Annotated in this window: 14 protein-coding genes, 1 tRNA gene and 1 pseudogene; 3 read left to right on the forward strand and 13 right to left on the reverse strand. The window is 53.5% G+C overall.

The window, feature by feature from the left end; translation table 11 throughout:
• The first annotated feature begins 1 nt into the window (after position 1).
• On the forward strand, positions 2 to 973 hold the full coding sequence (locus QMX86_RS03120; RefSeq protein WP_282386004.1) for an XdhC family protein: 972 nt from the start codon (positions 2 to 4) through the stop codon (positions 971 to 973).
• 129 nt (positions 974 to 1,102) lie between these two features.
• Here QMX86_RS03120 and QMX86_RS03125 read toward each other — a convergent pair whose 3' ends face one another.
• Positions 1,103 to 2,386 carry an FAD-binding oxidoreductase gene (locus tag QMX86_RS03125; RefSeq protein WP_282382084.1) on the reverse strand — a complete coding sequence of 428 codons (1,284 nt, stop codon included), beginning with the start codon at positions 2,384 to 2,386 and terminating at the stop codon, positions 1,103 to 1,105.
• Positions 2,387 to 2,569: 183 nt separating this feature from the next.
• Between QMX86_RS03125 and QMX86_RS03130 the strand changes: the two genes are divergently transcribed.
• Positions 2,570 to 2,646, forward strand: a tRNA-Val gene (locus QMX86_RS03130).
• A gap of 1,484 nt (positions 2,647 to 4,130) precedes the next feature.
• Here QMX86_RS03130 and QMX86_RS03135 read toward each other — a convergent pair.
• From QMX86_RS03135 to QMX86_RS03190, 12 genes and pseudogenes are all read right to left on the reverse strand, one after another.
• Positions 4,131 to 4,478, reverse strand: a complete 348-nt coding sequence (locus tag QMX86_RS03135) for a hypothetical protein (RefSeq protein ID WP_282382080.1) — start codon at positions 4,476 to 4,478, stop codon at positions 4,131 to 4,133.
• Positions 4,479 to 5,092: 614 nt separating this feature from the next.
• The gene (locus QMX86_RS03140) at positions 5,093 to 6,556 is read right to left on the reverse strand and encodes a DEAD/DEAH box helicase (RefSeq protein WP_282382078.1); all 1,464 of its coding nucleotides are present in this window, start codon (positions 6,554 to 6,556) and stop codon (positions 5,093 to 5,095) included.
• Positions 6,543 to 6,830, reverse strand: coding sequence for a hypothetical protein (locus QMX86_RS03145; protein ID WP_282382075.1), 288 nt, complete (start codon positions 6,828 to 6,830; stop codon positions 6,543 to 6,545). The genes QMX86_RS03140 and QMX86_RS03145 overlap by 14 nt, the downstream gene beginning before the upstream one ends.
• The gene (locus tag QMX86_RS03150) at positions 6,830 to 7,240 is read right to left on the reverse strand and encodes a hypothetical protein (RefSeq protein ID WP_282382072.1); all 411 of its coding nucleotides are present in this window, start codon (positions 7,238 to 7,240) and stop codon (positions 6,830 to 6,832) included. Before QMX86_RS03150 ends, QMX86_RS03145 begins: the two co-directional genes overlap by 1 nt.
• Before the next feature lie 9 nt (positions 7,241 to 7,249).
• Complete coding sequence (locus QMX86_RS03155) at positions 7,250 to 7,519, reverse strand: hypothetical protein (RefSeq protein ID WP_282382069.1); 270 nt, start codon at positions 7,517 to 7,519, stop codon at positions 7,250 to 7,252.
• Between the two features lie 301 nt (positions 7,520 to 7,820).
• On the reverse strand, positions 7,821 to 8,777 hold the full coding sequence (locus tag QMX86_RS03160; protein ID WP_282382066.1) for a site-specific integrase: 957 nt from the start codon (positions 8,775 to 8,777) through the stop codon (positions 7,821 to 7,823).
• A gap of 234 nt (positions 8,778 to 9,011) precedes the next feature.
• Positions 9,012 to 10,151, reverse strand: coding sequence for a tyrosine-type recombinase/integrase (locus QMX86_RS03165; protein ID WP_282382064.1), 1,140 nt, complete (start codon positions 10,149 to 10,151; stop codon positions 9,012 to 9,014).
• Positions 10,151 to 10,384, reverse strand: a complete 234-nt coding sequence (locus QMX86_RS03170; protein ID WP_282382061.1) for a hypothetical protein — start codon at positions 10,382 to 10,384, stop codon at positions 10,151 to 10,153. Before QMX86_RS03170 ends, QMX86_RS03165 begins: the two co-directional genes overlap by 1 nt.
• Positions 10,385 to 10,428: 44 nt before the next feature.
• Positions 10,429 to 10,922, reverse strand: a pseudogene (locus QMX86_RS03175) (hypothetical protein).
• A 48-nt stretch (positions 10,923 to 10,970) separates the two neighbouring features.
• Positions 10,971 to 11,288 (reverse strand): hypothetical protein, encoded by a 318-nt coding sequence (locus QMX86_RS03180; RefSeq protein WP_282382058.1) that lies wholly within the window; start codon positions 11,286 to 11,288, stop codon positions 10,971 to 10,973.
• A complete protein-coding gene (locus tag QMX86_RS03185; protein WP_282382055.1) occupies positions 11,285 to 12,406 on the reverse strand; it encodes a site-specific DNA-methyltransferase in 1,122 nt (373 codons plus the stop codon). Before QMX86_RS03185 ends, QMX86_RS03180 begins: the two co-directional genes overlap by 4 nt.
• Before the next feature lie 73 nt (positions 12,407 to 12,479).
• Entirely contained in the window at positions 12,480 to 13,262 is a 783-nt protein-coding gene (locus tag QMX86_RS03190; protein ID WP_282382052.1) for a hypothetical protein, read from the reverse strand.
• Positions 13,263 to 13,417: 155 nt separating this feature from the next.
• On the opposite strand from QMX86_RS03190, the gene QMX86_RS03195 reads away from it, so the two are divergent.
• A complete protein-coding gene (locus QMX86_RS03195) occupies positions 13,418 to 13,879 on the forward strand; it encodes a hypothetical protein (protein ID WP_064361221.1) in 462 nt (153 codons plus the stop codon).
• Positions 13,880 to 13,882 lie beyond the last annotated feature (3 nt).

Below are 13,882 nucleotides of genomic sequence, written 5' to 3' on the forward strand. Positions count from 1 at the left end.
TATGCAGCATCTCGATCTGCAAGTGGTGCGTCGGGCGTTGGAATGGTCGGTGGCCGGGCAGCGAATCTGGCTGTGCACGGTGCTGACCACTTACGGCTCGGCGCCGCGCGCGCCGGGTTCGCTGCTCGCAGTGAATGAAGGCGGGCAGTGGATCGGTTCGCTGTCGGGCGGTTGCGTCGAGGAGGACTTTCTTGAACGCGTCGCCGAAGGTGCGTTTCTCGAAGCAGTCAGCGTCGTGCGTTACGGCGAAGGCGATGATCCGCGCTCGCGGGTCAGTCTGCCTTGCGGTGGCATTCTCGATGTGTTGGTGGAAAAACTTGACGCCGACTGCGCGGTGCAGGCGCATCTGCGTGAACTGGAATCAGCGCTGCTGGGTCAGCGTCGTCTGCTTCGCGAAGTCGATCTGGCCAGCGGTGCGCGCGTTCTGTTGGCTGATCGCGAGCAGGGTGCACGGATCGAGCGTGAGATTGATCGGGTGCGCATCCGTATCGGTGCAGCACAGCGCTTGTTGCTCGCCGGCTACTCCAGTGTGGCGCAGGCCTGTGCCGAATTCGCGGTAGGGCTTGGCTTCGAAGTGATTCTCTGCGATCCGCGCGAGGAGGTGCTGGAAGGTGTGGTGCTCAATGGCGTGGAAATCCGTCGGCAGTTGCCTTCGGTGTTTATTGCCGACGGTGGTTGTCATCGCGATACGGCGGTAGTGGCGTTGACCCACGATCCGCGTATCGATGATCTGGCGATGATGGAGGCGGTGCGGACCGAGGCGTTTTACATCGGTGTGATGGGGTCGCTGCAGACATCGCAAAAACGCTTTGAGCGCTTGCGTCGCATTGGTGGTTTGAGCGAGGCGCAGCTGGCGCGGATTCATGCGCCGATCGGCCTCAACCTCGGCAGCAAGACACCGGCGGAAATTGCGCTGGCGGTGCTGGCAGATATCCTGCGGATTCGCAGCGGCATCGCTCGGGATCAGCTCTGATCCTAAGCCTTGCTGAATCTACTGTGGCGAGGGGATTTATCCCCGTTGGACTGCGCAGCAGTCCCCTCCTGCTCAAGAGGGGGCGCTTCGCACCCCCAACGGGGATAAATCCCCTCGCCACAATGGTGTTTATAGACCGTACTTATCGCGCAGCCCGTAATACCAGGCGCCCAGCGCGGCAAACGGCGTGCGTAGCAGTTGCCCGCCGGGGAAGGGGTAGTGGGGCAGGTCGGCAAAGGCATCGAAACGCTCGGTCTGACCGCGCAACGCTTCGGCGAGGACTTTGCCAGCCAGATGCGTGTAGGTGACGCCGTGACCGCTGCAGCCCTGCGAGTAATAGATGTTGTCGCCCAGTCGTCCGACCTGAGGCAAGCGCGACAAGGTCAGCAGGAAGTTGCCGGTCCAGGCGTAATCGATCTTCACATCCTTGAGTTGCGGGTAGGCCTTGAGCATCTTCGGGCGAATGATCGCTTCGATGTTCGCCGGATCGCGAGCGCCGTAAACCACGCCGCCACCGAAGATCAAGCGCTTGTCGGCGGTCAGGCGATAGTAGTCGAGCAGATAGTTGCAATCCTCCACGCAGTAATCCTGCGGCAAAAGCGCTTTCGCCAGCTCATCACCCAAGGGCTCGGTGGTGATCACCTGAGTGCCGCACGGCATCGATTTGGCCGCCAGTTCCGGCACCAGATTACCTAGGTAGGCGTTGCCGGCAACGATGATGAACCTGGCCCTGACCTTGCCCTGCGGCGTATGCACAACCGGATTGGCCCCGCGCTCGATGCGCACGGCAGGTGATTGCTCATAGATGGTGCCGCCGAGAGACTCGACTGCCGCTGCTTCACCGAGCGCCAGATTCAGCGGATGGATGTGGCCGCCGCTCATATCGAGCATGCCACCGACGTATTGATCGCAACCCACCACTTCACGGATGCGGCGTTGGTCCATCAATTCCAGCTGGGTGTGGCCAAAGCGTTCCCACAGGCGCTTTTGCGATTCCAGGTGGCCCATTTGTTTGGCGGAAAGGGCGGCGAATACACCGCCATCTTTCAGGTCGCACTGGATGTTGTATCTGGCCACGCGCTCGCGAATGATCCGGCCGCCTTCAAAGGCCATTTCGCCGAGCAGTTGCGCCTGCTTGGGGCCGACCGTGCGTTCAATGACGTCTATGTCGCGGCTATAGCTGTTGACGATCTGCCCGCCGTTTCGGCCTGAAGCGCCAAAACCGACTTTCGCCGCTTCCAGCACGGTTACGCGAAAACCGTTCTCCAGCAGAAACAGAGCGGACGACAGCCCGGTATACCCGGCGCCGATCACACAGACGTCCGTCTCCACATCATCCTGCAGCACAGGGCGTGGTGGTACGGCATTGGCCGACGCAGCGTAATAAGACTCTGGGTATTGGGTGTTCGCCATCCTGCCGCCTCTGTTTAATATATTTTACGAGTGCGTCGATCCTACCCGAGTTGAAAAACCTCCGCCAGCCACCGGAAAATCTTCGTCGCTGAGGCGAAATTAAATATTTTGCATATTCATAGGGTTAGGTGAAAAAAAGGTGTTGACACCCCTCCGGAATTCCGTAGAATGCCGCCTCACAGCAGGCACGTAGCTCAGTTGGTTAGAGCACCACCTTGACATGGTGGGGGTCGTTGGTTCGAGTCCAATCGCGCCTACCAAACAAAATCCGCTCTGCTGGGCGGTGTGAGGGGGAATCCGAAAGGGTTCCCCTTTTTCTTTGCCTAAGAAAACGTTCACAAATTATACGCTTCGTTCACACAAGGCAATGTGAACGTTCACTCATGCCTGCCTCTGTTCACACTCAGAATTGTGAATGACCATACCTAACCTATTGATGCGTAAGGCTTGAGCCCTTTCTTGTCTAGGTGGTGGTACGTTCGCAAGCTCACTCCCTTGCCCGTTGTTCGTACCTCACAAGGGCATGCTGCCTAACCAACTGAGCTACGTGCCTGCTGTGAGGCGATAAACGCCTATCGGCCACGCTCTACAACACCAACGCTATGTGTTGAATCATGGACGCCTTGAATGAGCCTGTAGGAATTCCTGTGAGAGTTTGTTTAACGGGGTGGGGAAGGGGGTTGGGGGTGGGGTGCTTATGTATGCAATGTCGCTCGTGAATTTCTAGCCAAAATGGTGGCGATCTGCTATTCGTTGTTGAGTCTAAGGAGCGAGGGGCGTGTGATGTATACAGGTTATTGGATCAGCGAAAACCATATCTATGGCCCGAAGGGATACACTAGTCACTGGATTTCCGATGGTCATATCTATGGACCCAAAGGTTATACAAGCTGCTATATCAGTGAGCGACATATCTACGGTCCTTCCGGGTATACCAGTTGCTACATCAGTGATGGTCACATTTATGGGCGTGTTAATAGCCTGCCATGGGCCTGAGTATCATGGAGCGCATATGAAATGGATTGCAGCTTCAATCGTTTGTTCTGCATTAATACTCTCGTACGCTATCAGTTTGCCCTTTCGTGATTGTGTGGACGGATATATAACCCAGGCAAGGAGCGCTGAGGCGTCCACGCGAGCTTTGGCAGCTATGACATGTCATGTGCGGAGGGGATAGGCTTGACGGACTGCATTTGGCCACTGTATGTTCGCGATTCATAGGCAAACGGGCCTAACTGAAACTAGTCAACTGTATGCCTCAGAGAGTGAGACGCTTCAACGTCAGTAGCGTCATAGCGAACCTTGGATGGTGTAGTGGTGATGTGAACGCTCAGAAGACCGAGCCGGTGGTTAGTAAACAGGCCGAGGTGCCACCCTCAGAGGTGGAGCGCTTACCCCTTCTGGCGTTGTTAGGAGGGCAGGAACTGATAGCTGAACTATCAGGCACAGCAGGCGTTAGCCCCTGTGAAGAACGGCCAGTGTGGCAACGCATTGAGCACCCCCAAGGGGTACTAGGTGAGCACCTAGCAGAGCGGACGCGACAAAGGATTGCTATGCCCATCAAGAGGATGATTGCGTGGAAACGCTCAAGGTCGTACTGATTAGATTGGTTTTAAATCTCGGAGCGTTAGCGTTGATTGTCGGTGTCATTGGCTTCCTCTTTTATTTCATTTATCAAAAATAAATCTGGTCGCTCTACCTCAAAGCCAATACACCCCCTCTATCTTAATAAATAATTATTCTACTAGCCGCCTCCAAGGCTGAGTCTCTGTACGTCAGCTTCATATTCATCAGCAATGCGCTTACTAATCGCTACTTCACGCTCAACATCTACCTTCCTTGGGCGTCCTACAGGTCTTACACTACCAGTTACCTTAAGCATCTCCTTAACCGCTGCTATGTTTCCATTGACTAGCTCCTGTTTCAATATTTCAATGGACTTGTCGTGCCAGTAAATCCGGTGCTCCTCTTTCCATCCTTGTTCTTCTGCATAAGTATCTAGAGTGAGTATGCTTACGCCTAAGCGTTTAGCTAGGTCGCAGTGTGAATTGGTCTCAATGTATTCGTTCTTATCTTTATCTGTAAGGTTCATGGTGCTCTCTGTCTTATATGTTGCGTTGTTATTATTAATGTGAGTGCGTGGCAGGTGATATTTAGGGCTATGGCTAAAATGCTGTAATTCTGCATTATCTGTAAGATTAGTATTTGGGTGTATTGAAGGCATAGCAGGAGGGTTAGGAGGTAGTACACTGTCTAGATCGCTGGCGCTTGCTCGATGTCTTTAATGTTGCAGCGTGAGATATAACCCACTGACTGTAGGGTAAGGCGATTATGAAGGGAGATGTTGTATAGCTCTCTATTATCATTGCGCTTATCGATTATCTCTTTGGCTAGTCCTCTGGAGATAATTATATTTTTGATAGCAAATGATACGAAGCTAGGTATTCTAATTGTGTCTAGGTCTGACATGATTGTTCTCGGTTATCAATATTATCTTAGCGTCACTGCGTGACAGAAGCAAAAGCAAGAACACGCCACGGAGTGGCATACGCAAATAAGAAAGATCAAGAGCAGATTACTAATGGTTGCTCTGCTTTTGATTCTCTCTTTAATGCGGGCTCTTTGTCGGCTGTGCCGACGTTGCTTTTGATCTTGGTTGTTAAGTATTAAAGTGTGTAAAATCCCTTAGAGTATCTTTAAGGAAAATTACACAGGCTTCTTTAGCCACAAGCTTACAGTTCTATTGCTAACTCCCATTAGGCTAGCAATCTTCCTTGCTGATAAGCCATCTGATGACAACTCTTTGGCGATTATCATATTTTCTTCTAGCTTGCTTCTTGAGTTAGTTTGTGGCGCTGGTCGAGTAAGGTCTTTTAGGATTAGATGATTACCCCTAAGATCAAATGCTAGGTGACGTGCTGATTCCTCTGTAGGTACGAAGTGAACTGTAGGTCTATCATTGTTGAATGTCCTGATGCTACTACGTGTAGCGGCTTGAAATATTAACTCTCTGTAGCGTTCATTACGCAGGGCTTGCTTACCTATTGCTGAAGAGATATCCATCTTCTCCAGCATCTCAGAGTTGTTCTGGTCATCAATAGGGTTAGGGTTACCATGAATTAACGAAAGTGTGTGGTGTACGTCTGAATAGCCATTCAAACCCCTTGCATCAAAGGGGATGCGTATTACATTAGGGTGGTTGTCAAATGGGTACTTGCACCACTCATGAACCTGTACAAGGATGGGTTCGCCTTGCACGAACTCTATAGCATCACGTAACAGAGTATGCCCGTAGACACTATCGCTCCAGTCTTCAGCTACAGCCCCATCAGGGAGCGTAAGGAGCATGGTCTTGCTAACCTTGCTGCCCCCAATCAATGGGTAGATGTAGCTCTCAAATTTATAGCGTCTGTATTCTGGTGTGAATTTAGACTCTGCAATGGTATAACCCTTGGTAAGGGCATGTTGATATGCAAGGGTGCCTGTAACATTAGCTCCAAGGATGTGTGTCTCAGAGGCGTGCTCATAGATACCACTCAAGTCAAAGTAATCAATTACCCTAACTTGCCACTTCCACTTGCTTTCCTTCTTGCTCAGATATTCTTTAATGAATACGTCCGCTTTGCCTCTGAGCAATGCTCCTAAGCAAGTGGTGATTGTTGACATTCCCTTGTCATCGATTACATCTGAATAGATCGCTCGTGCTTCCTTGGTCATTCCTTGCTTGATAGATGCTTTGGTCGAGACGCTATCAATCTCAATGAATTTTTCTAGGAAGTTTGTATAGGCGTGGTCGCCAATATCTCGGGTGAGATTGTTAGCGACAGATGGGACTTCATCAATGACCACAATCCAATCTTGCAGGTAGCAAGGATCAAGGTCTAGTAAGGTCTTATGCGTGATGATAAGAACCTTGGGGTCATCTTCTAGGAGTGTACATTCTACGGTGTCAGTGACATGCTTGTGGGTGTCACTATTGATTACGCAAATGTGATTAATGCCAATTGCTTGGATACGCTTAACGACATCTTTTGACAGTACCTTGGTAGGTACAGCATAGAGATAGCGTTTGTAGGGATCGTAGTCTAGCTCTCTGATGAATTGTTCTGTCTTGCCCGTACCCGGTGTGGCTTCTGCTACGTATATGACCCTTGACTCACTTAGGCTCAATCAGTTTTCCTTCTTTGAGTAAACTGTCTACTTGTTTAATGATGTAGTTAGGATGGGTGAAGTTGCCAGTGAGTTCTTCAGGAACTTTGTTTCCCTTGATTTTCAGAACCTGATAGTAGCCATACTGGCTCATGCCATATTCAACGAATTTGTAGTCACGTATACCTGTGATGAGTCGATTCTTCTGCTCAATGCTACAATCCATTGCTCCTAGCTCGGAGCGTCGTTCTTGTAGTGCTCGTTGTTCAGCTTCTGTTAGATAGGTGTTGCCCATTAGTTATCTCCTTGATTGTAAGAGGCACGGATCGCGGCCATTAGCTCAGCTTGCTCTTTCATAGTGGCGCCTGTGAGCATGCTCTTAGATGTGCCTGTGAGGTTACCTTGTTCATCACGCTGAAGGATGCTTTTCTGGGATTGAGGAGCGAAGCTTTTAGACGCGTTTTCAGCGTCCATTAGCTGTCGAACCAAAGGATCTCCCGCATACATTTCCTGAGCTACACGTTGCTTGGACTCTTTCCACTGTGAGAGGGCATCCTTGGCGGAGCTAAGAGGTTTGCCTTTTGATTGGGGTGCTTCTTCTGTTAGCTGATAGCCTTGTTCAATTAACTCTGTGAGGACTCCCATGGGAGTATTACCTGTGCGTCGAGCGAGCTCGTTAACATCTGTCATAGTGATGGTTTTCATAGGGTTTCCTTAAGCTTCGATTACACGATATTGGTAGGTGGCATTAACATGCTCTGCTGATTTGCGTCTTTCAATTAGACCAACGCTCATTAGATGCTTTGTTACGTAGTCAACACTTCGGCGTGGTAGTGCAGTTGCGCTAGAGAATGAACCTCTAGAAATTGTGGCCCATCCTGTAGCGTCTTCACTATTGCGGATCATCAGATAGATGATCTTTCGTGGTAGCGTATTTAATGCTTGGTGCTGGATAGCGATAATCTCTTCCAGTGTGATAGTCATAGTGTTCTCTCAATCGATTGCGTGTTATGGCATTACTTTTCAAGAGACAGCACAGCCCATTCCCTCAGACTCAAAGAGTGGGTGTTTGTCAGGTGGAAATTTAACGCCTCTATGTACTATTACTTAATTTTGAGAGGAAAGACTACAACGGTTCTCTAAATTATTTTCTAAGGGTAACTCTCGCTATTCATCATCCCATTACTCATTATCACTATAAGCCCCTGTGAAGGGGCTATTAGGTTATATGGCTATGTTGGGTGGGGCTGTCTGTTATCGTCGCTCTCGTGAGCTTGCAGCGAGCTTAGTCAATGAGGTGAAGTACATCCCTAGCGTTTAGGTGAGAGTATCTAGCGACTGACCTTGTATCCCTATGTCCCGACACAATCATTATCTGGGCGTTGTTAAACCCTTTCTTAGCTACGTTAGTAATTCGGGTATGTCTTAATTGGTGAAGCCTAACGCTATTGTCCAAGCCTGCTTTGTTCCTTGCCAATCTGACAGCCTGTGAGACGCTATGAGGCGTCACAGTGAACAGTCTTCCTTTGTGTGCTCTGTCTGCTAATGCGAGACGCTGAGCCTCTTTCAATAACTCTATGGCTCTAATGGTTAGGGGCACAGACCTAGTGCCGTTCTTACCATCAATCACATCCGCAATTCGATCCTCCAGGTGAAGGCAGTGAGTTGTGAGCTTGAGTATTTCTGATCGTCTCATAGCGGTTTCAAAGGCAAGCTCCACGATGAGCGCCATGGTAGGGGATAGCTTGTTGAGCAACTGTCTAAGCTCGCCAGCACTGATTACCTTGTCGCTAGATTTATCTGGCTTGGGTAGGGCGATATCACTTACGGGGTTGTGTATGTCGATTAGCAGGCCACGCTTAGCGAACCTGAAGAAACGGGACATGAACGCTAACTGAATGCGACAGGTAGCAGGCTTGACCGTCTGTAGACGCTTCAGCTTGAAGTCATTGACTAGCTGAGGGGTGATGTCATGAATTGACTGGGGGAACGCAGCATATAGCTGGTCAACGATCTTGATTGCATGGTCATAGCTACCCTTACCCTTGAGTAAGGTTTCACAGTAGGTCATGCCCAAGGTGTAGAGCGTATGGGTTTGGTGTTCCTTGGTGACAGCTTCAAGCTGGTCAGCCCATGCTTGGGCCATTGCTTGAGTAGGGAAGGTTTTGGACTGAGCAGGTTTCCCTTTCAGACGTACCTGAGCGTTCCAGTTACCAGAGGGAAGGGAGCGGATATTAGCCATTGTTGACGCCTCATGATGTGAATGGGCGTTCTCTCGGGGCCTTGAGCTTCGTAGCTCTACGCCTAGCATGGTGGCTCTTGACATGGTGGGGGTCGTTGGTTCGAGTCCAATCGCGCCTACCAAACAAAATCCGCTCTGCTGGGCGGTCTAGAAGGGCTCACCGAAAGGTGAGCCCTTTTTTGTTGTCTGGCCTTTGGGCAAACTTTGGGAATATTTTGGGCAAACGACCACCGCTCACACCTTCAGGTCGGCGCTCACCCGCATGTACACCACGGCGTCATCGCCATGGCCTGCCTGGTAGTGTTCAGTCATTTTGACGTCCGCGTGACCCATCAGCCCTTGGATATATTCCTGCGGGAAACCCTGCTGCTCGTACAGCCACGCACCCAGCGCCCGAATCTCGTGAAAAGTGGGGCGCTCGCCGGACGGTATGTCCTTGTATGCCTCGGAATCATCCCGCGCCTGAGCAAATGACTTGGTCAGGTAGTCGGGCGTGACGGCGTTCCAATGAAGCTTGGCATCGAGTTGCGACCGTTTGCGGGCCTTCGGCGAGTAGTGGATGAGGTAAGGGCAAACGACGGGCGACCGCATGCACTCGGCGACCACCTCGCGCAGCGCCGGGCCCATGGCAATCTCCAAGTGAACCGGCTTCCCATAGTTCTGCGTCTTCCCGGGCGACACCTTGATGGTGTTCTGCTCGAGGTCAACGGCCGACTTCGGCCACATCACGATATCCTCCCGCCGCTGAAGGCTCAGCAAACCCAGTCGGATCGCGCGCTTCAGCCAGACCGGTGTCCCCACGTAATTAAAAATCGTGTTCAACCCTTCGACCGTGTGGCGCTGGCGCTTCTTCTCGGCCTCCTTCTTCACCAGCGTAAGCTCGGCCGAGTTGCGTTCGCACAAGCCCTTGGCCACGGCGAAAGCGAAGATCTGAACGAGCAGGCCGCGATGCTTGGTGTAGGCGTTGTTCTCGAATCCGTCGAGGTATTCGGCCACGGTCAGCACGTCGAGCTGCCCCATCATCAAATCGCCCAGGTCATCCCGGTACCGCGCCAACTTGAATTTGATTTCCTTCAACGTTCGCTCGGCATAGTTCCTGGTGCCCAGCCATTCATTCTCGAAACGATCGAGGCACCCGCTGAACTTCGGCGCGGCCTCGCCGGTGAGCATTGCCAGCAGCGCGCCGTCGTCGGCCAGCAAGGGCAGCAACTTCGCATTGGCGGCGTTGGCCAGCTTGATGGCCTCCGCCATCGGCTTGTTGATGCTGGTCTTCTTGCCGGTGATCGGGTTCTTGTACTGCCAATATTTCCCGTTCGGGTAAAGGTTGGCCGGCAGATCCCGGTTCTTGATTGTCCTGGCGCGCGGCGGAGCCATCAGCCCACCTCCATCATCTTGGCGAGCAGGGGATCATTCGAACCCAGCACAACCGCCTGCAGATCCACGAAATACATCCCGCCTTTTATCTCTCCCACAACTTCGCCTTCCTCAATCCATTTTTTCAACTGCTGCAGACTCGGCTTCCCGCCGGCGTACCGCAGCTTCCTGTATTCGCCTGCCTCCATGAGGCGCGGCAGCCTGGCCGTAATTTGGGCAATGACCTTTGCCATGATGATGCTCCATGCCGCGCGTGGCGGCAGAAGGTGGTGATGGGTTATGCGCCGGCTTTGGCTAGGACTGCGTCGGCGACCTTCTGGCAGCCTGTGCATCGTTGACGTAGGCGGGGTCGAAGTACCCGGCCAAGTGGATCGTTGCCTGGCAGGCGCGCAGGTTCTCGCGGGTGAGCTTCAGTGCCGCGACCAGCTCTTCGTGCAGTCCGCGCTCCTCACGACCGATATCCCAGAAGCGCTGGCCCCAGTGTCCGGCCGGCGGTGGATTCCTGTTCTGTGCTCCGTGTGCCAAGGCGCCGACGACGCAGTCCAGCAGATCGCGCTTGTAGGCGTTGTCGCCGTCGATGCTCAGGCCGCGCCGACGCAGGGTTGAAACGACCTCGTTCAGGTCGAGCCCTTTGTCCTGCAGTACGATGTCGAGTTCTGGTTTTTCCGGGGGGTAGATGGAAAGGCAGAGTTTGGCGCCGGCCGGCAAGCTGGCGCTGATCTTCTCCAAGGCATCGCTCGCTGTTTCATGAAAGCGGTTCAGTGTGGACATACGAATACCTCGCCCGCCGTACACCGGCAGGCTGTTGAGTGGTTGGGGTTATTGCTGGATCAGTTCGGCGGGGACTTTCACCGCGGCGCCGCGCTTGGCGAACACCACAGCGCGGAACACTGCGATGGTTCGAGTTTCGCCGGGCTGGCGGTTGAAAGGTTCGTTTGTTGCGTCGGCCAGCCATGAGTGCCGGTGGCCAGCGTCGACCCAGACGCCGTACTTCGTGATCAGTTGCTCGGAGTCGGGCAGGGCGAATAGATCCAGCTGGCCGGCGGCGGGCTGCTGATCACCCTCGATCGCGTTGATCGCCCAGTCCAGCGCCGGGCCGGTCAGTTCCTCGGTGCGGACGCTGACCATGCGGTTCATCCCGACACCGCCTTCGCGTCGTGAAACACGTCCATCTGCGCTGCGCCGTCGAGCCATGCCGCGTCAATCCGGCGCCGAGCCATTGCGGCGTATTCTGGATTCAGCTCGCAGATGATCGAACGGCGACCTTCCTGCATCGACACCAGCGAAGTGGTACCGGCGCCACCGAACGGGTCCAGCACCACACCGCCGCGCGGGGCGCCGGCGAGAATACAAGGGCGGATTAGGTCGGGCGGGAAGGTGGCGAAGTGGGCGCCCTTGAAGCTGTGTGTGGCCACAGTCCAAACGCTGCGCTTGTTTCGCTCCGTCGGCATGATCGCGAGTGCCGAGTTCATCGAGTCGTTATCCTTGACCCTTCCACGCTGACGCTCATCAGCATCGCTTCCATGACCCCAGCCAACGCCGTTGGTCTTCCGCGCAGTCGCCTTCATGTTGCCATTGCTCTTGGCGCCGCCATTCGCCCGCTCGCTGCCGATCTGCGCCTGTACGTCTTGCGACAGCCTGGCGTGAGTGTTGGGCGAACACGGCTCAAGGATCGCCGCTTGGTCGAAGTAGTACTTCTTCGACTTGCTGAGAAGGAACACATATTCGTGCGATTTGGTGCAGCGGTCTCGGACGCTCTCCGGCATCGGGTTTGGCTTGTTCCAGATGATGTCCTGGCGCAGATACCAGCCGTCATCCTGCAGCGCGAACGCCAGGCGCCAAGGCATGCCCATCAAATCCTTAGACTTCATACCCATCTCGCGGCCGCGCACGCCGGTACCGGACTTGAATCGTGGATGCTCGTTGATCTGGCGGGCTGAGGTGACGCTGCGCCCGGCCATCTGTCCGTCACCTTGAGGCCTGCCTTGCGCGCCCCAACTGCCGGCGTAACTGTCGCCCATGTTCACCCAAGCCGTGCCGTCGTCGCGTAGTACTCGGCGCACCTCCCGGAACACTTCGACCAGGCGAGCGATGAACTCGCCCGGGGTTTCCTCTAAGCCGATCTGGCCTTCGACGCCGTAATCGCGCAGGCCGAAGTAGGGCGGCGAAGTCACGCACGTATGAATTGATTTGTCGGGCAGCGTCCGCATCATGTCGATGCAGTCACCGACCAAAATACGGTGTTGTTCGCTCATCCGATCACCGCCTTTATGGTCAGTACCAATGGAAGCCAGAAGAAGAGGGTGCAGCCGAGTAAGCACTTGGTGATCATGGCGTCACCCGTTTGAACTCAACGACCCAGACCCACGGGTTGGCGTCCCAGTCGCCGCCGGTTGAGTTCCAGAGGTTGGCGAACGCCCAGCGTGGCGCACCCAGGCATTGTTCATGACTGATTGTCTTGTCCCACATCCAGCCGTCGCGCTGGGGGTGATGATCCTTCGGCGCCGGGCAGTCGCCGACCTCGGTCCAGCCTTTCCCGGAGTGACCGCACTTGCGCCCGTAATCGGTGAAGAAGCAGCCTTCGGCCTCGGCCTGATCGTCGCTGATGTCCTGCAACCGCTCGACGCGCACGTCGGTGATCTCCAGCAGGATGCGGCAGGCCCAGCGCGGCATGTGGATGCTTGGTGTCCAGCCCGTCCAACCGGAATCTGCCGCTCCGCGAAATCCATGGTTTGGGTCTGGCTCGAGGCATCTGTAGGGATGCTCATGTGTGTAATGGACCGGCGGGTAGTCACCGTCCGCTCGGTAGATCGTTTGATAAGTGACTCCCGGAGGACCAGGAATTCCGGCCCGGCCTGGCTGTGAGTAGCGATCAATGACTTGGACCGGATGCACATCCTGCCAAGCCTCACGCACCCACAGTCGTTCGCCGATCTGGCCGAACGGGCAAAGCTCATTGGCTGAAAGCGCGACGAACTCCGGCACGAAATCTTCCAGCCATTTCAGGGCCGACCCTTTGACCGGGCGGCGCGTTACCGTCTTACGTCCATCCAGAATGGCGCGCACCATCGGCGCCGAGAACAGGATCGGCCGTTCCTTTATTTGAGACATGGGTCGTCCTTGCCGCTATAGCGGCTGACTTTAAGGAGATGGCTAGAAGCGGAGTACATTTGTACCCCTTTCAATTACTTAGCATTTGCAGTTGCAAGCAAATTTAGGGCAATGCAAGATCCTCTATCTTTCTAAATCGAAAAGGACTTCAGACCTTGGTCACAATACCTACTGACAGCCTGCCAAAATGCCTCGCAATTTTGGGCCTTGTTATGATTTTTGGTAGCTACTACTACTGGTGGCCTCTAAAAGTTGAAGCAGACAACGACTACGTTGAAATGCGTTATCAGACAGACAAATACCTAGAGTCATACCGGCAGATGGCTGAAGCAACTAATAAAGCCATTAAGCTAATAAACAGTGTTGGGGGCGATCAGTCCAAGCTTGATGAAGTTCAATTGGCTTTCGTTGAAAAACAATTGAATCTCGCCTCGCCCGCGTCCAAAGAAACCGAGCGAGTTATGAAGGAGATGGAAAAGCCGCTCAAGCTTGCAGCCGCAAGATATGAGAGATTTGTATTAGCTAGTTGGATGTTTGGCATTGTATTTGTAGTTGGGGTTTTACTTTCATGCGGAGGTTTTTATATGTGGGGTAAATCCTCTTTCGTGAAGCCTTGAGCC

It is taken from the genome of Pseudomonas sp. PS01270 (assembly GCF_029959775.1).
GTDB lineage: Bacteria > Pseudomonadota > Gammaproteobacteria > Pseudomonadales > Pseudomonadaceae > Aquipseudomonas > Aquipseudomonas atacamensis.